The organism is Ignavibacteriales bacterium, assembly GCA_026390595.1.
Lineage (GTDB): Bacteria > Bacteroidota > Ignavibacteria > UBA10030 > UBA10030 > UBA9647.
The window spans coordinates 83,095-108,397 of the sequence record JAPLFQ010000016.1; the positions used below are offsets into that span (position 1 = coordinate 83,095).

Annotated in this window: 21 protein-coding genes and 2 tRNA genes; 19 read left to right on the plus strand and 4 right to left on the minus strand. The window is 53.9% G+C overall.

What is annotated here, in order from left to right:
* The first annotated feature begins 4 nt into the window (after positions 1-4).
* Positions 5-697, plus strand: coding sequence for a 16S rRNA (cytidine(1402)-2'-O)-methyltransferase (rsmI, locus tag NTU47_07295; protein MCX6133602.1), 693 nt, complete (start codon positions 5-7; stop codon positions 695-697).
* A gap of 108 nt (positions 698-805) precedes the next feature.
* Here rsmI and NTU47_07300 read toward each other — a convergent pair whose 3' ends face one another.
* The 3 genes from NTU47_07300 to smpB all read right to left on the minus strand — a co-directional run bounded on the left by NTU47_07300 (position 806) and on the right by smpB (position 3,192).
* Positions 806-1,351 (minus strand): arginine decarboxylase, pyruvoyl-dependent, encoded by a 546-nt coding sequence (locus NTU47_07300; GenBank protein MCX6133603.1) that lies wholly within the window; start codon positions 1,349-1,351, stop codon positions 806-808.
* A 142-nt stretch (positions 1,352-1,493) separates the two neighbouring features.
* On the minus strand, positions 1,494-2,687 hold the full coding sequence (gene tyrS / locus NTU47_07305; GenBank protein ID MCX6133604.1) for a tyrosine--tRNA ligase: 1,194 nt from the start codon (positions 2,685-2,687) through the stop codon (positions 1,494-1,496).
* A gap of 43 nt (positions 2,688-2,730) precedes the next feature.
* On the minus strand, positions 2,731-3,192 hold the full coding sequence (smpB, locus tag NTU47_07310; protein MCX6133605.1) for an SsrA-binding protein SmpB: 462 nt from the start codon (positions 3,190-3,192) through the stop codon (positions 2,731-2,733).
* 257 nt (positions 3,193-3,449) lie between these two features.
* On the opposite strand from smpB, the gene lpdA reads away from it, so the two are divergent.
* The 12 genes from lpdA (at position 3,450) to NTU47_07370 (ending at position 16,054) form a co-directional block, all read left to right on the plus strand.
* Positions 3,450-4,844: a dihydrolipoyl dehydrogenase gene (gene lpdA / locus NTU47_07315; GenBank protein MCX6133606.1), complete on the plus strand. Its 1,395-nt coding sequence runs from the start codon at positions 3,450-3,452 to the stop codon at positions 4,842-4,844.
* Between the two features lie 23 nt (positions 4,845-4,867).
* Positions 4,868-5,572 (plus strand): lipoyl(octanoyl) transferase LipB, encoded by a 705-nt coding sequence (gene lipB / locus NTU47_07320; GenBank protein MCX6133607.1) that lies wholly within the window; start codon positions 4,868-4,870, stop codon positions 5,570-5,572.
* Positions 5,573-5,662: 90 nt separating this feature from the next.
* Positions 5,663-7,666 carry a dehydrogenase E1 component subunit alpha/beta gene (locus NTU47_07325; protein ID MCX6133608.1) on the plus strand — a complete coding sequence of 668 codons (2,004 nt, stop codon included), beginning with the start codon at positions 5,663-5,665 and terminating at the stop codon, positions 7,664-7,666.
* A 12-nt stretch (positions 7,667-7,678) separates the two neighbouring features.
* On the plus strand, positions 7,679-8,971 hold the full coding sequence (locus NTU47_07330; protein MCX6133609.1) for a dihydrolipoamide acetyltransferase family protein: 1,293 nt from the start codon (positions 7,679-7,681) through the stop codon (positions 8,969-8,971).
* Positions 8,972-9,859, plus strand: a complete 888-nt coding sequence (gene lipA, locus NTU47_07335) for a lipoyl synthase (protein ID MCX6133610.1) — start codon at positions 8,972-8,974, stop codon at positions 9,857-9,859. It abuts the gene before it with no gap.
* A gap of 168 nt (positions 9,860-10,027) precedes the next feature.
* A complete protein-coding gene (rplM, locus tag NTU47_07340) occupies positions 10,028-10,462 on the plus strand; it encodes a 50S ribosomal protein L13 (protein MCX6133611.1) in 435 nt (144 codons plus the stop codon).
* Between the two features lie 26 nt (positions 10,463-10,488).
* On the plus strand, positions 10,489-10,875 hold the full coding sequence (rpsI, locus tag NTU47_07345; GenBank protein MCX6133612.1) for a 30S ribosomal protein S9: 387 nt from the start codon (positions 10,489-10,491) through the stop codon (positions 10,873-10,875).
* Between the two features lie 121 nt (positions 10,876-10,996).
* Entirely contained in the window at positions 10,997-11,770 is a 774-nt protein-coding gene (gene rpsB / locus NTU47_07350; GenBank protein MCX6133613.1) for a 30S ribosomal protein S2, read from the plus strand.
* 18 nt (positions 11,771-11,788) lie between these two features.
* Positions 11,789-12,394, plus strand: a complete 606-nt coding sequence (tsf, locus tag NTU47_07355) for a translation elongation factor Ts (GenBank protein ID MCX6133614.1) — start codon at positions 11,789-11,791, stop codon at positions 12,392-12,394.
* 53 nt (positions 12,395-12,447) lie between these two features.
* A complete protein-coding gene (gene pyrH / locus NTU47_07360; protein ID MCX6133615.1) occupies positions 12,448-13,170 on the plus strand; it encodes a UMP kinase in 723 nt (240 codons plus the stop codon).
* Between the two features lie 56 nt (positions 13,171-13,226).
* The gene (frr, locus tag NTU47_07365; GenBank protein MCX6133616.1) at positions 13,227-13,784 is read left to right on the plus strand and encodes a ribosome recycling factor; all 558 of its coding nucleotides are present in this window, start codon (positions 13,227-13,229) and stop codon (positions 13,782-13,784) included.
* Between the two features lie 173 nt (positions 13,785-13,957).
* The gene (locus tag NTU47_07370; protein ID MCX6133617.1) at positions 13,958-16,054 is read left to right on the plus strand and encodes a M28 family peptidase; all 2,097 of its coding nucleotides are present in this window, start codon (positions 13,958-13,960) and stop codon (positions 16,052-16,054) included.
* Positions 16,055-16,138: 84 nt separating this feature from the next.
* Here the strand turns inward: NTU47_07370 and polA are convergent, their stop codons facing one another.
* Positions 16,139-18,934 carry a DNA polymerase I gene (gene polA, locus NTU47_07375; GenBank protein ID MCX6133618.1) on the minus strand — a complete coding sequence of 932 codons (2,796 nt, stop codon included), beginning with the start codon at positions 18,932-18,934 and terminating at the stop codon, positions 16,139-16,141.
* A gap of 214 nt (positions 18,935-19,148) precedes the next feature.
* Between polA and NTU47_07380 the strand changes: the two genes are divergently transcribed.
* The 6 genes from NTU47_07380 (at position 19,149) to NTU47_07405 (ending at position 25,264) form a co-directional block, all read left to right on the plus strand.
* Entirely contained in the window at positions 19,149-20,018 is an 870-nt protein-coding gene (locus tag NTU47_07380; protein ID MCX6133619.1) for an EamA family transporter, read from the plus strand.
* Positions 20,019-20,125: 107 nt separating this feature from the next.
* On the plus strand, positions 20,126-20,476 hold the full coding sequence (locus tag NTU47_07385) for a hypothetical protein (GenBank protein MCX6133620.1): 351 nt from the start codon (positions 20,126-20,128) through the stop codon (positions 20,474-20,476).
* Between the two features lie 184 nt (positions 20,477-20,660).
* A tRNA-Ser gene (locus tag NTU47_07390) sits at positions 20,661-20,749 on the plus strand.
* A gap of 765 nt (positions 20,750-21,514) precedes the next feature.
* Positions 21,515-23,413, plus strand: coding sequence for a hypothetical protein (locus NTU47_07395; protein ID MCX6133621.1), 1,899 nt, complete (start codon positions 21,515-21,517; stop codon positions 23,411-23,413).
* Between the two features lie 532 nt (positions 23,414-23,945).
* Positions 23,946-24,028, plus strand: a tRNA-Ser gene (locus NTU47_07400).
* Between the two features lie 174 nt (positions 24,029-24,202).
* The gene (locus NTU47_07405) at positions 24,203-25,264 is read left to right on the plus strand and encodes a hypothetical protein (GenBank protein ID MCX6133622.1); all 1,062 of its coding nucleotides are present in this window, start codon (positions 24,203-24,205) and stop codon (positions 25,262-25,264) included.
* The last annotated feature ends 39 nt before the right edge of the window (positions 25,265-25,303 follow it).

Here is a 25,303-nt window from a genome sequence, read left to right on the forward strand (position 1 = left end):
CCCCATGGCAGGAACACTGTACCTCGTCGCAACGCCGATTGGCAATTGGGAAGATATCACGCTGCGAGCTCTTCGTGTGTTGAAAGAAGTTGATCTCGTTGTGTACGAAGAGCGAAAGGAGGGATCGCGGCTCCTCAGGCATTACGGAATCGAGAAGCCCGTCGAAAGCCTCAACGAGCACAACGAAGCGGCTGCGTCGCAGGTTATCCTCGATCGCATCCAAAGCGGAATCTCTGTCGCGCTGGTCTCTGACGCCGGGACGCCCGTGTTTTCAGATCCGGGCCAGGTCCTTGTCGACAGGGCGATTCGGTTGGGAATTTCTGTCGTACCGATACCCGGCGCTTCGTCGCTCATGCCTGCCCTGATTGTATCCGGTTTTTCCATCCGAGAGTTTCTCTTCGAAGGATTCCTGTCTCCCAAACGCAATCGACGCATCGTGGAGTTGCAGCAGCTGAAGCGCGAATCCCGCACCATCGTGCTCATGGATGCCCCGTACAGACTGGTTCAGCTCGTGCGGGACATTGCCGATGTCATCGGTCCTTCACGTCGAATCTGTGTCGCTTTTGACCTGACACTTCCCACCGAAAAGGTGTTCCACGGCACTGCGCCGGAGCTCTACAAGCAATTCGCGAAAGAGGAGAGGAAGGGGGAATTCGTGCTGCTGATCGAGGGTTTGGCGGGGAAACAAACTTCGTAATTCAATATTCGAACAATCGAATCTCGAACGATGAAGTGAGTTGGGAAACAAACAGGGGCCGCCTCATCGCTGAGACAGCCCCTTCTTCTTGAGATGCTTGAAGAATCGTTACGGCAGGAGAACCGCCACTGCTATAACCGTCGTCCAGATTCCCTTCTTGTCGCCTTCAGCAGATTGCGTGACGTTGAAGGTTCGAACGATTTTTCCCGACATCTTGAACATTTTTTCCCGCTCGTCCCAGGCCGTGTTCGGATCGAACTCCAATCCGAGTGTCGAGGCGAGCATGGTGGCTGCCAGATCCTCGGCATATTCGCCGGCACGTTCATCCGTCTCGCCGAACGGATGATGCTCGGAAAGATATCCGTAAAGGTTCTGGTCAGCGGGCTGCGCGACGCCGATTGCGGACGCGACGAGGCGATTCGGTTCGTTGGTGGCGTTGCGCGCCATGACGCAAAACGTGATGGCGCCCGGCTCGAGGAACTTCAGCCCCTCTTCCTTTGGAATGCGCTTGCAATTCGGCGGATAAATGCTCGAGACGGTGACGAGGTTGCATTTCTCGATGCCGGCATCTCTCAGGGCAAGCTCGAATGATTGCAGATAGTCTTTATGCCGGCCGACCCCTTTGGTGAAGAACATCTTAGTTGGTACGAACACTTCCTCATCTCCCTCTTAAAGAATTATAGTAGATGCAAACAACGCTTGAACCGAGAATACTCACGCAAAGTCGCTGCGAATGCGAGGCGATCCATACCCCTTCTTCCCGCGGCCTGACGCCTTTCCGTGAGATGATTTTGGTTTACTTCTGCACGATTTTCAGAAACTTTCTCTTACCCACTTTGACGATGAACTCTTTGATTGGCGGTATGCCGGCGTTGAGGTCCGTGATCCGTTCTCCATTGATGGAGACGCCGCCTTGCTCGATCAGCCGCCGCGCCTCGCTCTTTGACGAAGCGAGTTTGGAAAGAGCCAGCATGCCGACCACGGTTGTCTCGGTGCTCCCATCGCTCAACGCGAACTCCTCGATGACATCCGGGACATCCTTGTCGATGAAAATCCTGTCGAATTCAGCCTCGGCGTTACGGGCCTCGTCGGCGGCGTGGTACAACGTGACAATAGTCCGGGCGAGCTTTCGTTTCAAATCCCTGGGATTCAATCCGGGATCTTCGAGTTGGCTCTTAATCTCTGCCAACTCCGTGTTTGGGACATCCGTTGCAAGTTCGTAGTAGGAGTAGATGAGCGTATCAGGGATGCGCAAAGTCTTCCCGTACATCTCGCGCGGCGATTCGCTGATCCCGATATAGTTGTCGTACGACTTGCTCATCTTTTCCACGCCATCCGTTCCGACAAGCAGGGGAGTCGTCAGGATGACCTGCGGGTCCAGTCCGTATTCCCGCTGGATGTCGCGTCCCACCAGCAAATTGAATTTCTGATCGGTCCCGCCAAGTTCAACATCCGATTCGATTGCAACAGAATCCATCGCTTGGGCAAGAGGGTAGAGGAATTCGTGCACGCCGATGGGTTCGCCCGATTTGTATCGCTGCGTGAAGTCATCGCGCTCCAGCATCCGGGCCACGGTGTACTTTCCTGCAAGAGTCACCACATCCGAAAAACTCATTTTCCCAAGCCACTCGGAATTGTATTCCATCCGTACACGCTGTGAGGCCAGGACTTTGGTTGCCTGCTCGAAGTACGATTGACCATTGAGCCGGGTTTCTTCGATCGTCAAGGACGGACGCGTCTTGTTGCGACCCGACGGATCGCCGATCATGCCGGTGAAATCACCAATGATCAGGATCGCCTGGTGGCCGAGATCCTGGAACTGACGCAATTTGCGAAGGACTACCGAATGACCGAGGTGGAGATCGGGTCGGCTGGGATCGCAGCCGAGTTTCACGCGGAGGGGTCTGTTTGTCTTGATGGATCTCTCAAGCTTCCTGACAAGATCGTCCTCGGGGATGATCTCTGAAGCGCCTCGCCTGATGAGGTCCATCTGTTCTTGGATGGGAGGAAACAATTCCTTCGTGATTCTCCAGTTAGTTTGGTCTTCGAAGCCGCTGTGCGATGTCGCGCTTGGCGTCGCGTTGTTTCAGCGTTTCACGTTTGTCGTAGCTCTTTTTCCCCTGCGCAATCGCCAGCTCGACTTTTGCGTACGGGCCTTTGAAATACACGGACAGCGGGATGATCGTCAAACCCTTTTCCTGCACTCGTCCGAGCAACCGTCTGATTTCGCGCTTGCTCACCAAAAGCTTGCGGGTGCGCCGCGGGTCGTGTTTTTCAAAACTTGCCTGCGCATACGGGCTGATATGCATCCCGAGGAGCCACATTTCTCCGTTCTTGATGAGAGCGTGACTGTCCTGCAGATTGGCATTTCCCGCCCGCAGAGACTTGACCTCCGTCCCTTTGAGCACAAGTCCGGCTTCCAACGTGTCGAGGATGAAATAGTCGTGCCGCGCTTTCCGATTTGAAACGAGAACTCGCTGTTCTTTCTCAGTCATCCCGCACTAGATTTTGCATCATAGTACGGTAATTGTGAAAAAGAATCAATTCCAATCTGTCCCTTTGAGGGTGTTTGCAGGTTCGCCGGATCTCGCCTCGTTCGGGTTCCCGGGGAGCGCGGTGGGGGTCGGTTGCCTTTTTTTCGAGTTATGGCTATATTGAAATCGTTCGCCGCAGGTTTAGTTCCAGATCTCATTGTGATTCCCGGGAGAGCAACCTCCGCTCACGGTTCCCGCTTAACCTCGAAAGGATTTCCATGCCAGAAAAACAGTTTGACGTCACTGTCATTGGTGCCGGGCCGGGTGGTTATGTGGCCGCAATCAGGGCTGCACAGCTTGGGATGAAGGTTTGTATCGTGGAGCGCGACAAACTCGGAGGTATTTGTCTCAACTGGGGATGCATTCCCTCGAAGGCCCTTCTCAAAAGCGCCGAAATGTATCAGTCCTTCAAGAAGGCAGAGGAGTTTGGGTTTTCGTACAAGGATCTCACCTTCGATTTCGGCAAGATTGTCAAGCGCAGCAGGGACGTCGCTGACCGCATCTCCAAAGGTGTGGAATACCTGATGAAGAAGAACAAGATCGAAGTCGTGAGCGGCACGGCGAAGCTTACTGCGAAAAACTCGATTGAAGTGACGAAGGACGGCAAGGTTGTCGATGTGATCAAGACGAAATTCACGATCGTGGCCACTGGCGGGCGACCGAGGTCCCTGCCCGGCGCGACGATCGACAGAAAGAAAATCATCACAAGCACCGAAGCGATGACGCTTCCGGCGCTCCCGAAGTCCTTGCTCGTGATCGGCGGAGGAGCTATCGGCGTTGAGTTCGCCTATTTCTACAATACGTTCGGGACGAAGGTCACCATCATCGAGATGCTGCCCTCGATTTTGCCGAAAGAAGACAGGGAGATTACGAAACTCCTCGAGTCCAGCCTGAAAAGGCAAGGGATCGAGATTCTTACGAATGCGAAAGTCGAATCGGTTGTCGTCGGCGATGACGTGAGCCTGAAGGTCAGTACAAAGGAAGGGACATCCGACGTGAAAGGGGAGATCGCTCTGATGGCGGTCGGTGTGCAGGGAAACGTGGAGAATCTGGGACTTGAAGCCCTCGGCGTGAAAGTCGACAGGGCTGCCATCGTGGTGGACAAATTCGGAAAAACAAGCGTCGACGGGATCTATGCGATCGGGGACGTGTCGGGTCCCCCGTGGCTCGCCCACGCAGCTTCTCATCAGGGCATCGTCGCGGTTGAACACTTCGCCGGCAAGTCACTGCATGGATTCGATCGTTCGAATATCCCAAGCTGCACATATTGCCAGCCGCAGGTCGCAAGCGTCGGTATGACCGAAGAGTCGGCCCTTGCCGCCGGACATAAGATCAAGGTTGGTCGATTCCCGTATCGGCCGCTGGGCAAAGCGATGGCGATAGGGGCCACCGAAGGAACTGTCAAACTGATCTTTGACGAAAAATACGGAGAGTTGCTCGGTGCCCACATCATGGGGGCAGAGGCAACCGAGTTGATTGCTGAACTTGTGCTTGCGAGAGCGCTTGAAAGCACAAACGAGGAAATACAACGGACGATGCATGCCCATCCGACATTGTCGGAGGCGATCATGGAAGCCGCCGGTGACGCTTTTGGCCAGGCAATCCATCTCTAAAGAGACCCACAATCTGAGGAAGAATGCAGATCGTTGTCAGTAATCTTGGCCGGACTCGCTATGCCGATACATGGGACTTTCAGCGCCGGCTTTTTGATCTGCGTCTTCAAGGCCTCATCGATGATGTTCTGTTATTCACGGAACATGAACACGTCTATACCATAGGCAAGGGGGGGGACTCCAACCACCTTCTTGCTTCCGCGGAAGAACTCAGCAAGGACGGCACAGAAGTTTTCCGGATTGATCGCGGGGGCGATATCACCTACCACGGCCCCGGTCAAGTCGTTGGCTATCCGATTCTCGATCTCAACCATTACTCTCCCGATATTCACAAGTACCTGAGATGTCTCGAGGATGTCCTCATCAGACTCCTCGACGGATACGGCATCAGGGGAGAGCGGGAAGAAGGTATGACCGGAGTTTGGGTTAAAGGAGAGAAGATTGCCGCGATGGGTGTCAAGGTAAGCCGTTGGGTGACCATGCATGGATTCGCACTCAACGTGAATACCGATCTTCAGAAGTTTGAACGCATCATCCCGTGCGGGATCTTTCACAAAGGGGTGACATCCATGCAGCGGCTCTTGGGGAAAGAACTTCGCGTGGAAGATGTCGAAGCAAGGCTGACGGAATCTTTTTGTTCCGTTTTTGGTTGTACGCCCGTAGAAGTAAGTGCCGAAGTGCTCCGGCAACGGATTGAATCACTCCATGTTCAGTCATCGCAGGAATAGCCGCTACGGAGCGGCCTCATCCCCGCGAGAGGAGACATTGAATACATGCCGTCTACCCAGACACGTGTTCGTGTTGCAGGGTCGAGTGCAATGAAGCTCTCGAAGGAAGAACTCCTGCGGGCATATCGCACCATGCTGATTGCCCGCCGCGCAGATGAGAAGATCCTCATCATGCTCAAGCAGGGAAAGTGCTTCTTTCACATCGGCGGTTCAGGTCACGAAGCGGCTCAGGTCGCTGCAGCCGCAGCTCTCCGCCCCAAATACGATTGGGGCTTCCCGTACTACCGTGACATGGCGTTTGCTCTGCACATGGGCATGACCCTCGAAGACATTTTTCTTTCCTCTCTTCACAGGGCCGAAGATCCGACCACGGGGGGGCGTCAGCCGCAGGGGCACTACGGTCGCCCCGATATCCGGATCCCGACGCAGTCAAGTCCAACAGGAACACAATATCTTCAGGCTGTCGGAGTTGCGATGGCATGCAAGAAAGAACAGACGGATGAAGTCGTGTATGTCTCGTCCGGCGAGGGGGCCACGAGCGAAGGAGAATTCTTTGAGGCGGTAAACTGGGCAGCACGGGATGCATACCCTGTGATCTTCTTTGTGCAGGACAACAGGTACGCTATCTCTGTGCCGGTCAAACACCAGACCGCAGGTGGATCAGTGTATGAAGTTGTGGGAGGGTTCAAGGGGCTTGAACGATTCGATGTTGATGGCTCGAATTTTGGTCAAGTGTTCAACGCTATGGAGAAAGCTGTGGCGAGGGCCCGATCGGGGGGAGGACCCGCTCTTATCAGGGCCAATGTCGTGCGTCTCCTGCCTCATTCTTCCTCGGACGACCAGCTCAAGTACAGAACCAGAGAAGACGTCGAGAGCGACAAAGCCAAAGATCCGATTCCGATCATGACGCAATTTCTGATGGAAGAAGGGATCATCACCGGCGACGAAGCTCTTGGCATTCAGGCTGAAGCGAAAGAAGCGGTCGAAGCGGCGGCGCGCTGGGCTGAATCACGGCCATTACCCGATCCCTCGACGGTTGAGCATTTTGTGTACGGTGATGCGCATGCAAATCCGCCAAAAGATTTCGTGGAGCCGATACACACAGGGCTGAAAGTCGTATTGGTTGATGCGATCAATCATGCGTTGAAAGAGGAGATGGCCCGCAATCCGAAAATGATCATCTTCGGAGAGGATGTCGCAGACGGCAAGGGGGGAGTTTTTACGGCGACAAAAGGAATCTCAACGCAGTTTGGTGCGTCCCGCGCGTTCAATTCGCCGCTTGCTGAAGCGAGCATCGTTGGGATCGCGACAGGCCTCGCCATGAAAGGGTGGACACCGGTGCCGGAGATTCAGTTCGGAGACTACATCTGGCCGGCCTTCATGCAGATCCGCGATGAGATCTCCATGTTCCGGTACCGGTCAAACAACGGTTGGACATGTCCGTTCGTCATTCGCGTGCCGGTCGGCGGATACATTCATGGAGGGCACTACCACAGCCAGTGCCTTGAGAGCATTTTGGCACACGTCCCGGGAATTCGTCTCGCATTTCCCTCCAACGCAGCCGATGCCAAAGGATTGCTGAAAGCGGCCATCCGTGGAGATGATCCCGTGATTTTCATGGAGCACAAGGGATTGTACCGGCAGGGATATGCTTCCTCGCTTGAACCAGACGAAAACTTCGTGTTACCCTTCGGCATAGCGTCGGTGAAGAGACCGGGAAGCGATATCAGTGTTATTACGTACGGAGCGCTGGTTCACAAATCTCTTGAAGCCGCCCGCAAGATGGAAGAACGCGGAGTGAGCGTCGAGGTGATCGATTTGCGTACGATCAATCCTCTCGACATCGATGCGATCTACACGTCCGTGAAAAAGACGGGAAAGGTGCTCGTCGCGCATGAAGATACGATCACTGCCGGATTCGGCGCCGAGATCGCAGCGCTGATCGCGCAACACTGTTTCGAATATCTCGATGCGCCGGTGAAACGGATCGGCGCTCTCGATACTCCGGTACCGTACAGCCCTCCCCTCGAGAACGCTATGCTTCCGAGCGAAGGGAAGATCCTGGCAGCGCTCGAAGAATTGGCCGCATATTAAAGGAGCCCGCTGATGCTTGTGGAAGTTGTCATGCCGAAGATGGGGGAGAGTATTCAGGAAGGGAAGATCCTTCGCTGGATGAAAAAGCCCGGCGACAAGATCGAGCAGGACGAGTCCATGCTGGAGATCAGCACGGACAAAGTCGACGCGGAAATCCCTTCTCCGTCCGCCGGATTCCTCTCGAGAATCCTTGTGCCAGAGGGAGAGACAGTCGAGGTCGGGAAGATCATCGCCGTGATCGAGACCGACGCGGGTGCCCTAAAGATCGAGCAAACGACGGCGGTTTCTTCGAAACCAGCGACCGTGGACGCAACCCCGCTGCCCGCTACCGCACCCGTGATTGCGGGATGGGAAAGGAAGGAGCAGAAGCGCGAGGGGGAACGGTTCTATTCACCGCTGGTCCGTTCAATCGCGCGGAAAGAAGGAGTGAGCATTGCGGAGCTGGATCGGGTGCAGGGGACCGGACTATCTGGCCGCGTCACCAAGCACGACCTGGGAGACTATCTCAGGAACCGGACTGGAAGATCCGGCCCATTTGTCCAGGCCCCGCTTGCACGCGTTGATATCAAGGAGCTTCAGGCAAAATATCCGCCTCCGCAATTCGAAGTTGTGCAGATGGACAATGTGCAGATGAAGATGGCAGAGCACATGGTCCGAAGCGTGCAGACTTCTCCGCATGTGGAAGCCATTTCGGAATGTGATTGTTCGCGCATCGTCGATTTTAGATCGAAGAATGCTGCGCAGTTCGAGACTCAAGAAGGGTTTAAACTCACCTTCATGCCCTTCATTGTTGACGCCGCGATCCAGGCATTGAAAGCGTTTCCGCTTGTCAACAGTTCCTTGGAAGGGGACAAGATCATCCTGAAGAAGTCGATCAACTTCGGAATCGCCGTCGCGTCTCCAACGGGACTGATTGTCCCTGTCATCAAAAACGCTGAAGGGAAAAATTTCCTGGGGCTCGCGCGGGCCATCAACGATCTCGCGGTCCGGACGCGGACCAAGCGGTTGATGCCTGATGAAATCCAGGGAGGGACATTCACCGTGACGAACTACGGCGTCTTCGGCAATATCATCGGTACGCCGATTATCAACCAGCCCCAGGTGGCGATCCTGGGTATCGGGGCGATCAAGAAACGGCCGATGGTGCTGACGGATGCTCAGGGGAATGACACGATAGCCATCCGGTCGATGGCGTACCTGACTCTCGCCTTCGACCATCGCATCATCGACGGCGCTCTTGGCGGACAATTCCTCGCCAAGGTGGTTTCGAATCTCGAACAGTACGATTTTACGAGGACTTCTTAAGTGGCGCAGATTTTCGAGGAAATTCCCGCAGGCAAGAGAGAACCCGACCGTCCGCGCCGTCCTGAGTGGTTGAAGGCGAAGATTCCGGGCGGAGAGGGATACGCGAAGCTGAAGAACATCATCGATGGACACCGGCTTCACACGGTCTGTGAGGAAGCGCGCTGTCCGAACATGGGCGAATGCTGGCATTCCGGGACTGCAACGTTTATGATCCTGGGTGATATATGTACCCGATCGTGCGGGTTTTGCGCGGTAAAGACCGGCCGACCGGACTACGGCCTGGATTGGGACGAACCACGCAGGGTCGCCGACGCCGTGAAGTTGATGGGTGTGCGGCATGCCGTGATAACCTCGGTGAACAGGGATGAGAGGGCGGATGGAGGCGCTCCGATTTTTGCCGAGACGATTCGGTTGATCCATGCAGAAGCGACTGGAACAACGGTCGAAGTGTTGATCCCGGACTTCAAAGGCAGTGAAGAGGCCCTCAAAATCGTCCTCGATGCGCGTCCGGACATTCTGAACCATAACCTCGAGACGGTTCCCCGCCTTTATCGTACGGTGCGTCCCCAGGCGAACTACCAGCAGTCACTAGAGGTGCTTGACCGCTCAAAGAAACGTGGAATGGTGACAAAAACCGGGCTCATGCTGGGGATCGGGGAGAGGACGGAAGAGGTCGTTGAGGTCATGCGAGATGTCCGAAAGACGAACTGCGATATCCTCACGCTCGGGCAGTACCTTCAGCCGACGCATGAACATTTGCCGGTGGAGCGCTATGCACACCCGGACGAGTTCAAAATGCTCAAGGAATTCGGCCTTGAGATCGGATTCAGGCACGTTGAGTCGGGACCACTTGTCCGCAGTTCCTACCACGCAGAACAGCAGGTATAAGCCCTTCGTTCACAGTCCACTCGAGATTTCCTTCAGAACCTCGCCTTCCATCGTTCGCCCGAGTGGGAGTGCCAGAAAACGTTTGACTTTCCGGCCAAAGAGCGCTATATTTGTAAACTTGAAAACGAAGCTGAGTTCTATTCTTTTGATCCGGAGGTTAGTGTGGAATTGTCATCAAGGACCAAGTTCTTTACACAAGAAGATGTCGAGCAGAAGTGGTTCATTGTCGATGCAAGCGGAAAGACATTGGGTCGCATCGCTTCCAAGATCGCGCACATAATTCGCGGGAAGCACAAGCCGACATTCACGACAAATGCCGATCTTGGTGATTTCGTTGTTGTCATCAACGCTGAGAAGGTGGTTGTAACGGGCAAGCGCCAGGAGCTGAAGCAGTACTATCACAATACACAATATCCTGGCGGAGCGCGGTTCGAGTCGATTGTAGATGTTATGAAGACGAAACCGCATATGATTCTCGAGCATGCCGTGAAAGGCATGCTGCCGCATAACCGCCTGGGACGCAGGATGATCAAGAAGCTGAAAGTGTACGTTGGACCTGAGCATCCGCACAGCGCCCAAATGCCTGAGAATTTACCACTGTAACTATCTATTTTCTTAGAAGGACATCAATGCCATCTATCATCACTGTCGGTCGTCGGAAAACTGCCGTTGCTCGCGTGAAGCTCACGGACGGATCCGGCAAAGTTACTGTCAACAACAAAGATCTCGAGAAGTACTTCCCGATCGCTGTTCTGCGCGAAGATGTTCTGAAGCCTTTCATCGCGACATCCACGCAGGGACGCTACGACGCGAAAGTCAGAGTGGCAGGGGGCGGATCAACCGGTCAGGCCGGAGCAATCAAGCTCGGCATCGCCCGATCGCTCGTGTCGCTCGATGAGGATCACCGGCAGAACCTGCGGAATGCAGGATTGCTGACACGAGATCCCCGCATGGTGGAACGGAAAAAATACGGACAGAAGAAGGCCCGTAAGCGGTTCCAGTTCTCAAAGCGTTAATCGAAGTTTTTCATCAATCATATTCTCCGATCCAAGCGGGAGTGTCTCGACAGTCTCATAGACTGCCGGGATTCCGTAAGGAGATGACGGGAATAGCAGAACTAACTCAAAAGGATCACTTATGCCCCGTGTAGAACTCGACGCACTGCTGCAAGCTGGTGCCCACTTCGTGCACATCACCCGCCGTTGGAATCCCAAGATGAAGCCCTACATCTTCATGGAGCGCAATGGGATTCATGTCATCGATCTGAAAAAGACGCAGGAAATGCTGGAAGCGGCATGCAATGCCGTGTCCAATATCGTTTCGCAAAACCGGAAACCCCTGTTTGTTGCCACGAAGCAGCAGGCAAAGGACGTTGTGCAGGAGGAGGCGAAGCGCTGCGGATCATTCTATGTCACCCAACGGTGGCTGGGCGGCATGCTGACAAACTTTCAGACCATTCGCAAGAGCGTCAAGCGCCTCACGAATATCGAGAAAATGGAAAGTGACGGCACGTTCGAGAAGATCACCAAAAAGGAAAGACTGTTCCTCGATCGCGAACGTGAAAAGCTCCAGAACATTCTCTCAGGTGTCGTTGAGATGTCGCGGCTGCCTGGTCTGGTGTTTGTCGTGGATGTGAAGAAGGAAGCGATCGCGGTGAAGGAAGCCCGACGTCTCGGGATACCAATTGTCGCAATCGTTGATACAAACGTCGACCCTGACCTTGTGGATTACCCGATCCCCGCCAACGATGACGCATTGAAATCTGTTCAGTGTATCGCGCGGGCGATTGCAGAGGCCGTCATCGAAGGCAGCCAGAGAGTTGCCTCCCGCCAGGCTGACGAAGCAATGGCGCGTGGTGCAGAAAACAAGGAGGCATCTGAGAAATCCGAAGCTTCTGAGAAAGCTCATTAAAGAAGGAGTTTCTTGAATATGGCTGTAATATCATCTGAAATAGTGAAGTCCCTACGTGACAAAACCGGCGCGGGCATGATGGATTGCAAGCGTGCGCTCGAAGCGTCAAATGGTGACATCGAACAAGCGACCGACTATCTCCGGAAGAAGGGCGCGGCCGTTGCTGCAAAGCGTGCAGAGAGAGAAGCAAACCAGGGAGTCATCGAAGCGTACATACACGCAGGCGGACGCATCGGCGCAATGATCGAATTGAACTGCGAAACCGATTTCGTTGCAAAGACGCCCGAGTTCAGGCAATTGGCTCACGACATCGCCATGCAGATCGCGGCGATGAGTCCGGTCTTTGTCAGCAGGGAAGATGTCGACGAGGCGACGCTACAGAAGGAAATAGAGATCTACAAGGCCCAGGCGGTCAATGAGGGTAAGCGGCCCGAGATCGCAGAGAAGATTGCCGAGGGCAGGGTGGAGAAATTCTACCAGGAGGTGTGCCTTCTGGAGCAAAGCTTCATTAAGGATTCTGGCAAGACGATCAAGGACCTCCTGTCCGATGCAACGGGCAAGGTAGGCGAGAAGATCGGCGTCCGTCGATTTACACGCTTTCACCTTGGTGAATCTTCTAAATAGACTGTCTCATAAATCCCGAAGCGATTCGGGATTTTTTTCGTCCTCGAGGGAGCATGGAAAAAGCACGATACAAACGCGTTCTCCTGAAACTCAGCGGCGAATCCCTGATGGGGAGCCGCGACTATGGCATTGACTCCAATGTCGTGAGTGATTTTGCGGAGGAAATTCGAGGAATCAAGGAACTCGGCGTCGAAATTGGCATCGTCATTGGTGGCGGCAATATTTACCGGGGTATCGATAATTCGGCCGACGGAATCGACAAGGTTACCGGCGATCACATGGGGATGCTCGCGACGGTCATCAACGCCCTCGCTCTGCAGAATGCCCTCGAAAAACACGGTCTCTATACCCGGTGCCAAACAGCGATCAATATGGAAAGAATCGCTGAACCGTTCATCCGCCGTCGCGCAATCCGGCACCTCGAGAAGGGAAGAATTGTTATCTTTGCAGCAGGAACGGGAAATCCGTACTTTACAACAGACACCGCCGCGGCCCTTCGGGCCATCGAAATCGAAGCCGATGTGATCTTGAAGGGGACGAGAGTCGATGGCGTCTATGACAGCGATCCGGAGAAAAACGCGGCTGCGATACGGATCCCTGAGATCAGTTACCTTGACGTTCTGAAAAAGGACCTCCGCGTCATGGATCTGACGGCAATCACGTTGTGCAAGGAGAATAAGCTTCCGATCATCATCTTCAACATGAACACGCCCGGGAACCTGCGCAGAATTATCTTGGGTGAAAACGTAGGTTCGAAGGTGTTTGTGGAAAACTGAAACGGGTCACTAATCCACTCCGGCAATCCTCATCATAAACGAATAGCGAGCCCCCTATGGTAAAGGATATCCTGAAGAATGCAGAAGACCGGATGAAGAAGGCAGTGGAAGTTGTGCGCGAAGAACTTGTGAAAGTGCGGACTGGCAAAGCGACCACGGCGCTTCTTGACGGTATCAAAGTAGACTACTACGGCAGCATGGTGCCTCTCAACCAGGTTGCCAACGTCAGCACCCCTGACGTCCACACGATCTCGGTCCAGGCCTGGGAAAAGAACATGCTCGGTGTTATCGACAAGGCAATTCTGGCAGCGAATCTCGGCCTGAATCCTGTCAACGACGGGAACATACTCCGGGTGCCGATTCCCGCCTTGAATGAAGAGCGACGGCGAGAACTCGTCAAGCTCGTGAAGAAGTTCGGTGAAGACGGGAAAATCGCCGTTCGGAATGTGCGGAGGGACGCAATCGAGCATCTGAAGAAATCGGAAAAGGCGGAGCACTTCTCGGAAGATGAGCGGAAGCGGGGCGAACAGGAATCTCAGAAACTTACAGACAAGCACATCAAGGATATCGACAACCTCCTCGCCATAAAGGAGAAGGAGATTATGGAAGTCTGATCTTCGACTGTTGACCATCGTCGTGCATCAGCAAAGTCCCGGCCCGGTGCCGGGACTTTTGCTTTTTCAGACGGAAAGTGCTATTCTCCATTCAACGGTTCTCACAGCACTCGCTGACCGTGATTATCAGAACCAGCTACAGCACCGATTCCCAATCCTGAAGGAGTGTCCCGATGAATAAATCCCTGGCGGTACTTACTCTCTTGTTGCTCATGACCATCGGAGCAAATGCACAGATGACGCCGTGGCTTCAATGGACTTTTCTGCCCGAGCGGGTCATGAACGAGATCATCGGTGAGACATCCGGAGAAAACGCGTGGCACTTCATCATGGAAACGGGAGGGTATGACAAAGACAGGTCAGCGTCGGAATATGAAACGACCTTTTATGAAACGAAGTACTTCCTGGAGAAGATGAAGGAGTACAATCTTCCGGGCGTGGAACTTGTACGGTTTCCCGGTGGGGAGACATGGGATGCGGTGAAGGGAGAGTTGTGGGAAGTTTCTCCGATGCGCCAGAAGCTTGCCTCCTATGTGGATATGGCTGCGATGCTCGCACAGGGAAGTGTGACGACAGATGTCACAGCGGAACTCGTGTGGGTCGGCCTTGGCCGGCGTGAGGATTTTGCAGGCAGGGATGTGAAGAACAAGATCGTCGTCACGGAAGGGCCCGCGTCGTCTGTCCATCAGATTGCGTGTATGGATTCCGGTGCAGCCGGCGTCATTTCGATGTTTTCTCAGCGTCCCTATTTCGATGCGACTCAAATACCGTTTGGAGGTATCCGCGGGGATCAGGAGAACAAGCGGCCGGCGAAATTCGCATTCCAGCTGACGCCTCGGGATGGCGAGTTTCTCAAGAAGCGGCTGCTCGCCGGCGAGAAGATCTCCGTCCGGGCAAACGTCGTGGCGGAAACGCGCAAGTATGAAATTCAGGATCTCACGTGCTATATCCCTGGCACTGATCCGAACGCCGGCGAAGTCATATTCTCCGCCCACATTCACGAGGGATATGTGAAGCAGGGTGGAAACGATGATATCTCCGGATGCGCAGCGATTCTGGAGATTGCCCGCACTCTCAACACGCTGATCAAGGAAGGGCGTATCCCGCCGCCAAAACGTACGATCCGATTCCTGTGGGGTCCGGAATTCTCGGGAACGGGACCATGGGTGAAAGCAAACAAAGAGCTGATGAAGAAAACGCTGTGCGACATCAACATGGACATGGTGGGTGAATGGCTCAGCAAGAACAAGTCGTATATGTGCCTGATGCGAACCACGTACGGTAATCCGCATTATGTCAATGACGTGATGGAGAACTACTTCCGCTTCGTTGGAGAGGGAAACCAGGAGCATCTGCAGAACCGTTCGAACGCGTTCCCGGTGACACATCGCATCGTTGCCCCGACGGGTGCAGACGAGCCGTTCACGTACAGCATCGAAACGCACTACGGGGCATCGGACCACGAGGTATTCAACGATTGGGGCGTGCAGGTGCCGGGAATCATGATGATCGCGTGGCCGGATCAGTGGTATCATACCTCCGGCGATCATGTGGACAAAGCCGATCCTACGCAACTGAAGCGTGTCGCTGTGATCGGGGCTGCGAGTGCCTACACAATCGCCACGGCGGACGACATGCTTGCGATCAAGATCGCAGGCGAAATCACCACCAACGCTGCGTCACGTCTGGCACACCAGACAGTGCGCGGGCTCGAAGAACTCAACAAGGCGACAATGGAATCGCTGCCGGCGGCATACAAGTCATCCCGTGCATATGTCGATGCAGCGGCGACAAACGAGAAGAATACACTTGAGACAGTCCTGCAACTGGCGGTCGACAAGAAGAAGGTCGGTGAGTATATCGCTTCGTCCAAGAAGTCCGTTGATCAGCTCGTCAGGACTCAAATGGACCTCCTCGAAAGGCACATGAGAGCCACAGCTGAGGCACTGAAAATAGAATCGGTGAAGATTGAACTCTCCGCAACGGAGAAGAAGGCCTCGAAAGTGTTTCCGAAGCCGACCGAGAAAGTGAAAGCAAACGGATACGGAGGGTATCGTGAGTTCCTCCCGCGCCCACAGGGAGGGCGGGGTCAGCGCGGGGAGGGGGCGAGGTTCGACCGTTCTGAAATGCAGCTTCTGATCAACGGAAGGAACTCGGTTCTCGATATCAAAAACATGCTCGATACTCAGTCTGACCGGAGAGCAGATCTCCAGGAAGTCCTGAACTATCTTGAGACCTTGAAAACGGCGGGGCTGGTTACGGTGGACTAGGGGCGGGCAAGCTAACCTTCCGAAGGTAACCTGGTTTCGCGAGGCAACCTTCGGAAGGTTGCGGGAGGGGAAGGTGCAGGGGGGCTAATGTGCCTCGAGCCAGTTTTGCCCAACGCCGATCTCGATTTCGAGGGGAACGCTAAGCTTCAACGAATCCAGCATGTGCTTAGTTACAAGAGACCGAACTTCTTTTTCTTCCTTCTTCTTCACCTCAAACACCAGTTCATCGTGTACCTGAATCAGCATCCGTGATGCCAGCTCGTTCGCATTGAACGCTTCGCTGATGTGGATCATCGCCAGCTTGATCATGTCTGCCGCGGTCCCCTGGATGGGCATGTTGATTGCCTGCCGTTCGGCATTCTGCCTGATGTTCTGGTTGCTGCTGTTGATGTCGGGCATAAACCTTCGTCGTCCCATCAACGTCTCAACATATCCGCTGGTGCGTGCGGAGGCGATAGTATCATTGATGTATTGCTTGACCTTCGGGAACCGTTCGAAGTAGCGGGCAATGATCTCCTTCGCTTCAGATTGAGAAATCTCCAGGCGGTTCGCGAGTCCGAATGGCCCGATGCCGTACATGATGCCAAAATTGACTTCCTTCGCTTTCCTTCGCATATCCTTTGAAACATCTTTCTGTTCCACGCCGAACACTTTCGCCGCCGTGGAAGAGTGAATGTCTTCTTTGTTTCTGAATGCCGTGCTCAGCCCTTCGTCTCCTGAGATGTGGGCCATCACCCTCAGCTCGATTTGAGAGTAGTCTGCAGAGAGGATGAGATCGTTCTTGTTCCCGGGCACGAACGCTTTTCTGATCGAGCGCCCGATCTCCGAACGGATTGGAATGTTCTGGAGATTCGGATCGCTGCTGGAAAGCCGGCCTGTTGCGGCGATGGTCTGGTTGAAGGACGTGTGGACTCTTCCCGTGCGAGGATTGATAAGGGCGGGGAGCGCGTCGACATAGGTCGATTTCAGCTTGGAAAGCTGGCGGTATTCGAGGAGCTGCACGATGATGGGGTGCTCATGCCTCAACGATTCGAGCACTCCGACGTCTGTCGAAAAGCCTGTCTTGGTCTTCTTCTGCGTCGGGAGTTTGAGTTTGTTGAAGAGGATTTCGCCCAGCTGCTGGGTGGAATTGATGTTGAATTCGATTCCAGCGTGCTTGTGAATTTCCTTTATCAGCGATTTAAGAAGCACGTCAAGTTCTGCCGACATCTTCCTCAGATACTCGACATCAATCGAAATTCCTGCAGACTCCATGGCTGAGAGTACCGGTATCAGCCGAAATTCCATCTCAGAGCAGAGCTTCATCATTCCCTGTTCGGTCAATTTCGCACGCAGGAGCTCGTAGAGACGGAGCGTCATATCTGCATCTTCACAGGAGTAATTGCACACCGCGCGAAGGTCAACCTCCCGGATAGGCTTCTGATCTTTGCCCGATCCGGTCAAATCACCGAATGAGACTTTCTTATACTGAAGATGTTCCTTGGCGAGCGCGTCCAGGTTATGACGCCCGTCCGCCCTCAAGATATAGCTGGCAATCATCGTATCGAACTCAACGCCCTGCGTCCAGATGCCGAATTGCGAGAGAACGAGCACATCGTACTTGATATTGTGCCCGATCTTCCTCACCCGCGGATCTTCCATGAGCGGTTTGAGACACTCGATCGTCTGCTCGAGCGACAGTCCTTGTTCTTCCAGCGCCGGCTGTGACTTTCCGAATAGATCCGATTGCGATGCGGCGGTGGCCGAGCGCACGGCTACGTAGAATGCCTCCCGCGGCTGAGCGGCGAACGAAATTCCAACAAGCTCGGCGTTGAGCGAGTCCGTAGACGTTGTCTCTGTGTCGAAGACAAACTGTTTCGCTTTCTTGAGGCGGGCGCAGAGCTGTTTCAACGCCTTAAGGTCCGTGATCAGCGTGTACGTATGTTCGTCTGAATTGATGTCCGCCAGCGATTCCGCGGGTGGAGGGAAATCGAGATCTTGTGGGGGCAGTGGCTTCGGAGCTGATGACTTGGGGACCGACTGGAGCAGTGAACGGAAATCCAATTCAGCAAACAAGGCCTTGAGCACCTGAAAATCCGGGTCGGCTGCCTTAAGGGAATGGAAATCGATTCTCAGCGGCACGTCTGTGTCTATGGTGACGAGCTTTCTCGACAGGAACGCGAGTTCCTTGTTCGTCTCGAGTTTCTGGCGGAGCCCATTCTGTTCGATCTTTTCAAGGTTCCTGTAAAGATTCTCGATCGACCCATACTTCTGAATAAGAGGAATGGCTGTCTTTTCGCCGACGCCGGGGACACCTGGGATATTGTCCGATGTATCGCCGATGAGGCCGAGGACCTCGATGACCTTGTCCGGCGCAACGCCGAATTTCTGTTTCACCGCTTCGATATCCACGATTTCAACATCGTTCCCCTGACGTCCCGGTTTATACATTTTTGTAGTTTTGGAGATCAGCTGCATGAAGTCTTTGTCGGGAGTCACGAGAAAGGAGAGCGCTCCATCGCTTTCTGCCCGCCTCGCAAGGGTACCGATGATGTCGTCCGCCTCGAAGCCATCCATTTCCAGAACGGGGATCCTGTATGCGTTGACGACATCCTTGATCATCGCCAGCTGCGAGAAAAGGTCTTCGGGCATCTTCTGCCGGGTCGCCTTGTACTCCTTGTATTCTTTGTGACGGAAGGTCGGCGCGCCCGTGTCGAAGACCACGGCGATGTAATCGGGAGATTCCTGTGAAAGGATACGGTTCAAGAACGTGACAAAGCCGTACACGGCGCTCGTATTCTGTCCCTTGGCGTTGGTCAGTGGACGCTGGATGAACGCATAATATGACCGGTATGCAATTGCGTTGCCGTCTACAAGGAATACGCGGTGAGTCGGTTTCATAAGGACTCTTGGAGAAGATGAAATCGTAAGTCAATCTGCAATCGCAGTTCCAAACCCTGACGTGCAGCTTATGAGCAGGGCATTTCCATGAAGAATGTAACGTTGATTTCTGCCGGAGGCAAGAAGGATGTATGAGGATGGCGAACAGAGGCTATGCGTATCCGTTTCGCGTTGGTTTTGACTGTATCGAGCCGTACATTGACGGTCGAGAACAATGAAACGAGTGAACGTCTATATCCTGCTGGTCTTTCAGCAAATCATCGCGGGAGGAACGCATATCGTAGCCAAGGCGGTGGTGGGGGAGATCGATGCCGCAACGCTTACTTTCATGAGGACTATGATTGCCGCAGCGGGGCTGTGGATCATTGTGCGTATCCGGTCGGGCCCGCTTCGTATAGAACGGGGTGATTGGAAGCAGATGGCTTTCCTTGGTTTTGTCGGCGTCGCCTTGAACCAGTTTCTCTATTTGTACGGGATGAAGTTCTCGACGGCGGCAAACGGCGCCCTACTCTACGCGGCAACACCGGTGTTTGTCCTTCTGTTTTCCCTCTATACACATCGGGAGAAAACGAGCCCGCGGAAGACCCTTGGAATCCTGCTCGCATTCGTCGGTATTTCCATCGTGATTTTTGAAAGAGGGATAGACTTTTCGTCGGGGTATGCGTTCGGCAATCTTATGATCCTCATCGCTGTGTTGGCCTGGACTCTTTTTACCGTCATGGGCAAGAATATGATCGTAAAATACGGAGCACTGCGTACGACCTCAGCGATGATGATCTGTGGGGCGGTGATGTTCGCTCCCATCGGACTGGTAAGCACGTTGCGGTTTCCGTTCGGTGAACTCAATGAACTCCATTGGGGCGGAGTGCTCTATCTCGCCATCGGAACGTCCATCATCGGCTATCTCTTGTGGTACCACGCTCTGAGCCGGATTGAAGCAAGCAAAGTTGCCGTGTTTACGAATGCTCAACCAGTATTCGCCACCATCCTTTCGCTTATTTTCCTCAACTATACCATCACTCCTGCCTTTGTGATCGGGAGCATACTCACGATCTGTGCGATCTATATCACACAAGTGGCATAGCAATCGACGTACTATGATGACGAGACGCCCGTGGCATGTCTGGGGGCAGTACACGCAATGGGTTATCGTTCTCGTAACAAATGACTAGCCACAAGGGGGGGGAGAGCATGAATACACTTACGCTGTTCTTTGTTTATGCAGTTTCAGCTCTTGTCCTGGCGCTTTGGAACAGGAAGAAGGGGCACGGATTCTGGCTGGGGTTTTGGTATTCGATCGTTTTGACGCCTGCAATCGGGTTTCTGACGATCGCACTTGCACAACAGGTGGTCGTGGTGGATTCTGGCAACGTGAGGCGAAGATCCTGTCCGCATTGCTACAATCTGACCGCTGCCAATGTCACATTCTGCGAGATTTGCGGCAAGCACATGGTCCGCCAGACGGTGAAACAATACATTCAAATGGCGGAGCTGTTTGTCGGCCTCGTGGTCACTGTGCTCGTGGTACGAAGTATAATCTGACCAGCAAGTCAGACGAGAACTCTCTAAGGAGGCGACGATCTGAGGATAAGGTCTTGTTCTAAGTGCAGGATTGAGCCCGCCGGTTTTTTGTCGGCGGGCTTTTTGTTTTCAGATTGCTTCCTACACGGTTTTTCAATATCTTATCAATGCAGTTTGGTTCGACATTTTTCGCTGCACGACACCTGGAGAGGTGGCCGAGTGGCTGAAGGCACAGGTTTGCTAAACCTGCATAGGGGGTAACTCTTATCGAGGGTTCGAATCCCTCCCTCTCCGCTCCGGGTAACAAACATTATCAGATCCCGCCTTAGGGCGGGATTTTCATTTTGAGCGCAAACATAGCTCGCGTCGCTTGATAACGTGAGTCCAAAACAAACCTCATCTCGCACACACGTCTCTGAATGCCCTCGTCAAAAGTCGCACCATAGTCGTTTTGTCTTTGCCTAGGAGCTTCACGAAAAGATCCAACTATCTGTCGAAAGGGCCAAGTTCGACGCTCCGGGCCTCTTGGGGTCTCGTCGAGTCTGGGACTAGACTGTTGAGGCCTTCACTGCGAGGACCGGTAAAGACCTTGTAGCGATTCTGACTAATACGTATCTCAAAAACGCCTGTCACTCCCGAATGCATTTGTCGGGAGTCTAGACTGCGCAGACTGGCTTCCCCGCCTGCCACAACGGAACTTTGATGGCGGGCAGGCCGCCTGAAACGTGCGGGAATGACATCGTTGGCTAAGAATGCATTTTTGAAATGACTTCTAGGTAGCGGGGCTTCCTTCACCCAATCCAACCTCTGACGGCTCGCTCTGGTTTCACGCCATCCTGGTTTGTATATTTGTCAAGAGCCGTACGAAAGAACCCGTCTGCAATGGCAATAGATGCGTCGAGGGTCAAATCAAACCATCGCACTGTTACTAACTGAATCGGTCTTCTCGTCCTGCTGGAGGCGACCTTGATACCAATTCCCAAACGAGCCCCGGATTTCTCCCGTCCTCTTCAAATAGTTTCGCCAATAGAAGAATGGTGTGGCACTGAGGAAGCGAGTATGCGCGCCGGCTTTCAGAACCTGATTGACATGGGGGTGAGCGGCTTCGTCACAAATGTGAAGCTCGAAAAGTATCTGTCGGACGAGAAGTCATGGGACGTCCTCTGCAGGGGAGTGAAGATCGCTCATGAAATGGGACTGAGGGTTTGGATCTATGACGAAAAAGGATATCCGAGTGGAGCGGCCGGAGGGTTGGTGCTTGAAAAACATCCAAAGGGTGAAGCGGAAGGCTTGATCCAGACGTTCAGCGACGACGGGCGACCGCGGTATGAGGTCTCCAAACTCTTCGAGAATACTCACGCGACAGCAAACTTCTTCGAGCGGCGTCACTACATCAATATCCTGGATCGAGAAGCAGCGGCGACGTTCGTCAACGTCACTCATGACAGCTATGAACGTGCTCTCCATCCGATCGGAGACTACGTCGAGGCGTTCTTCACCGATGAGCCTTCGCTGATTTCCACCTACGTTCCCGCCGGACTGGACTATCCAAAAACACTTCCGTGGCACGAAAGCCTGCCGAGGGTTTTCCAGTCGAAAAAGGGGTACGATATCACGCAGCACTGGGCGAGTCTTTTCGAAGACACGGGAGAGAATGACAGGAAGGTGCGATGCGACTTTTATGAAGTGATCTCTGACCTCTGCGCTGAGAACTACTTTGGACAGCTTCAGGACTGGTGTCAGGCGCATAAGGTCATGTCGAGTGGGCACCTCCTGGGCGAGGAAACGCTTGTCTGGCAGACGCTGTTCAATGGCGATCCGTTCACATGCTATCGCAAATTTGACATGCCCGGAATAGATATGATCCTTTCAAGTCCGGAGAGGATCATGCAGGACAGAGAACCGTTCTTTCTGGTGCCGAAGGTTGCGAGTTCTGCCGCTCGTCTTCAGGGGAAGCGACGGGTGATGTGCGAGATAAGCGACTTCTTTGGAATGATGGGGGGGCGACATGCTTCTCTGGCACAGATGAAGTGCGCCGCGGGTGTCCTGATGAGTCTGGGGATCACAGACTTTACGAGCTTCTACAGCGTGTCACTGAATTCGAAACAGCCGCCGGATCCCGCGCTTAAGTCGCGGCGATTCTCCGTTCAGGAGTATCGCCAGTACACCGACTACGTGAGCCGGGTCAACACAGTCCTCGGCGAAAGTTCATTCCATCGACGTACCGCCGTCCTGCACCCAGTTGTTTCAGTATGGGCCAACTTCACCCCTCCGACACGGTCGATGTATGAGCCGCATCCGAGTGACCGTGTTCGATTCATCGATGAATCATTCGCGAATTTCTGTCGGGAATTGATCCAGCATCAGGTCGAATATGACATCGTTGATGAGAGGAGCCTCGCCACGGCAAGGGTGGAAGGCAAGACGCTTGTGATTGGAGAGCACTCTTACGAGGTAGTAGTAATTCCGCCGATGGACACGATCCGGGTACGATCGCTCGAGATAATTCATCGCTTTGTTCAGCGAGGGGGATCGGTATTTGCCCATCCGCTCCACCCGCAATTTGCGGCCGAGGGGGTTGAGAAGGACGCTGACATTAGGCAAATGATGGCTGCGATCATGGCCAAAGGGCCGGTTGGAGGTATAAGCCCGGACACGACTCCCGTTCACTACCTGATCCGTTCCCGCATTCCTCCTCTTTGTCATCTGACGCCGTCCTCGACGAACATCCTCTGCACGACAATCGTGAACAATGGCAAGTTCGCGTTCTTCTTTGTGAATAGTTCATCGAAGGAATACTCAGGGACATTTCTGATGCGAACAAGCGGCAAACCGATCATAATGGATCCAGCCACTGGGGAAGAGAGGCACGTCGATTTCACAAATGTGCGTGAGGTGGGCGTTCAGATTGATACAACAATAGGTCCGTATGCTTCGGCGTTCATCATCTCCCGTTGACGCAGGGCGCTTTGGCGACTGAGTCCGTTGAAGCAGGTGCCGGTCTTCGGCAGTTCCTCTTGCCATCACGGATCTCCTTTCGTATATTTAAAAGTTGTCAGGGTAATTGGAGAGCAGGCCCGCCTGCGGTCGTTTGCACGACCTTCGGCGGGTATACAGAACGGTCCTTCGACTCCGCCTCGACTTGTCCCAAAGCATAGGACTCGCTCGGCGTCGCTCAGGACAAAACGAGGTTGCTCTAATACTCTGGAGAGCTGGCAGAACGGTCCTTCGACTCCGCCTCGACTCGTCCCAAAGCATAGGACTCGCTCGGCGTCGCTGAGGACAAAACGAGGTTGCTCTAATACTCTGGAGAGCTGGCAGAACGGCCCTTCGATCCTTCGACTCGCGCGAAGGGTGCGCTATTAAGCTTGCTCAGGATCGAATCCTGAGCGACTCGTGAGGAATTCCCGAGAGGAGTCGAAGGATTCGACTTCGGTCGACAGAAATCGTCGACCTTCGCTCAGGACAACAAATGTTTCGTAGCACCATTGGAGAGCTGGCAGAACGGCTATTGCACCAGTCTTGAAAACTGGCGGGCGTAAGCCCTTGGGGGTTCGAATCCCTCGCTCTCCGCTCATTGACATTTCTGAGTAGCCGCTGATTGCTTTGCACTCTCCTCAACGCCTCGAAAACCGGCGACTTCACCCAAGCATTCGCGTATCGGAGCTGTTCCATTACGGCCCCAACTCGGTATCGCATTTCATAATACTCCCGAGCCGTGGATGTCTTGTGCTGGCGCTGTTTTGCATGCTCTCAGTTGTTCCATCCATTTCCTCAGGTCAGACACAACGCTATTACTTCTACAAGCCCGCACAAACGCGAGGATCCGACGCAATTTTCAGTCCCTTCACGCTGCTGCTGAACGGTTCGTTCGATGCGCTCCGCATCAGCGCACACGAGGCGCGTGATCTTACTTCGTACCATTGGAAAGCCAACTTCCAAAACGTGTGGGAGAATGTCTCGAACCCGTTCGCGAGCATTCGTGCCTTCGGGTGGGAGGAGTTCAGGCGCCAGGAGCTTTTCAACCTGAGCTTTGATAACAATTCGCTCCAGTTTATTCCAAACATCGCTGACCATACCATCGGCTATGGGATGCAGTATGCAAAGATCTCTGAATGGTACGATGCACACGGATATGCGCAGCCCGTTCTTTGGGGAATCGGAACGTCCCTCGTGTATCAATATGTAAATGAGATGATGCAAAACGAAAATGGCGGAGGAAGCTACACGAATGTTGACTGCATCGCAGATTATGACTTCTTCAATGTCCTCGGTTATGTCCTGTTCAGTTTCGACGGAGTGAAACGTTTCTTCTCGGAAACTGTGCAGCTGAACGACTGGTCGCTCCAGCCGTTGTATGTGCCCCGCAATCATCACCTTGAAAACACCGGCCAGGAATTTCTTCTGCGCTACAAGCTTCCCTTTGCCGCACGATACGCTCCGTTCGTGTGCTGGGGCGTGAACTCGGTGGCGGGAATCAGCTATCGAGTTGACAAGGCGACGAGCGTCTCGCTTGGGCTCGGCCAGGCCGTAACAGAAATGACAATCAATACTAGAGGTGAGTATCTCAGCGCCGCACCAAGACTCAGCACCGCAGTTGGACTCTTTGTTGACAACGATGGATCGCTCCTCTCAAGCCTCATCATCCGAGGTGGTTCCTCCACCAACATCCAGTTGAACGTCTACCCAGGGCTCATCGATTTCTATGGCATTCGGCCGGGGTGCTATTTGGGAGCCGGAGGGAATGAAGGGCTCGTTTTCGGCGTAACATTCATGTCACTTCCAGTTTCTCTCGGATTCGAGCGCTGAGGATCGGGATGCCGACTCCCACCCGATTCCAGTAGCCGA

Bases quoted from the DNA above. Each gene is read 5' to 3' on its own strand.
- rsmI (MCX6133602.1), top strand. From the start codon at position 5: ATGGCAGGAACACTGTACCTCGTCGCAACGCCGATTGGCAATTGGGAA.
- tyrS (MCX6133604.1), bottom strand. From the start codon at position 2,687: ATGGACCTCATCAGGCGAGGCGCTTCAGAGATCATCCCCGAGGACGAT.
- smpB (MCX6133605.1), bottom strand. From the start codon at position 3,192: ATGACTGAGAAAGAACAGCGAGTTCTCGTTTCAAATCGGAAAGCGCGG.
- lpdA (MCX6133606.1), top strand. From the start codon at position 3,450: ATGCCAGAAAAACAGTTTGACGTCACTGTCATTGGTGCCGGGCCGGGT.
- lipB (MCX6133607.1), top strand. From the start codon at position 4,868: ATGCAGATCGTTGTCAGTAATCTTGGCCGGACTCGCTATGCCGATACA.
- NTU47_07325 (MCX6133608.1), top strand. From the start codon at position 5,663: ATGAAGCTCTCGAAGGAAGAACTCCTGCGGGCATATCGCACCATGCTG.
- NTU47_07330 (MCX6133609.1), top strand. From the start codon at position 7,679: ATGCTTGTGGAAGTTGTCATGCCGAAGATGGGGGAGAGTATTCAGGAA.
- rpsI (MCX6133612.1), top strand. From the start codon at position 10,489: ATGCCATCTATCATCACTGTCGGTCGTCGGAAAACTGCCGTTGCTCGC.
- rpsB (MCX6133613.1), top strand. From the start codon at position 10,997: ATGCCCCGTGTAGAACTCGACGCACTGCTGCAAGCTGGTGCCCACTTC.
- tsf (MCX6133614.1), top strand. From the start codon at position 11,789: ATGGCTGTAATATCATCTGAAATAGTGAAGTCCCTACGTGACAAAACC.
- pyrH (MCX6133615.1), top strand. From the start codon at position 12,448: ATGGAAAAAGCACGATACAAACGCGTTCTCCTGAAACTCAGCGGCGAA.
- frr (MCX6133616.1), top strand. From the start codon at position 13,227: ATGGTAAAGGATATCCTGAAGAATGCAGAAGACCGGATGAAGAAGGCA.
- NTU47_07370 (MCX6133617.1), top strand. From the start codon at position 13,958: ATGAATAAATCCCTGGCGGTACTTACTCTCTTGTTGCTCATGACCATC.
- polA (MCX6133618.1), bottom strand. From the start codon at position 18,934: ATGAAACCGACTCACCGCGTATTCCTTGTAGACGGCAACGCAATTGCA.
- NTU47_07380 (MCX6133619.1), top strand. From the start codon at position 19,149: ATGAAACGAGTGAACGTCTATATCCTGCTGGTCTTTCAGCAAATCATC.
- NTU47_07385 (MCX6133620.1), top strand. From the start codon at position 20,126: ATGAATACACTTACGCTGTTCTTTGTTTATGCAGTTTCAGCTCTTGTC.
- NTU47_07395 (MCX6133621.1), top strand. From the start codon at position 21,515: ATGCGCGCCGGCTTTCAGAACCTGATTGACATGGGGGTGAGCGGCTTC.
- NTU47_07405 (MCX6133622.1), top strand. From the start codon at position 24,203: ATGCTCTCAGTTGTTCCATCCATTTCCTCAGGTCAGACACAACGCTAT.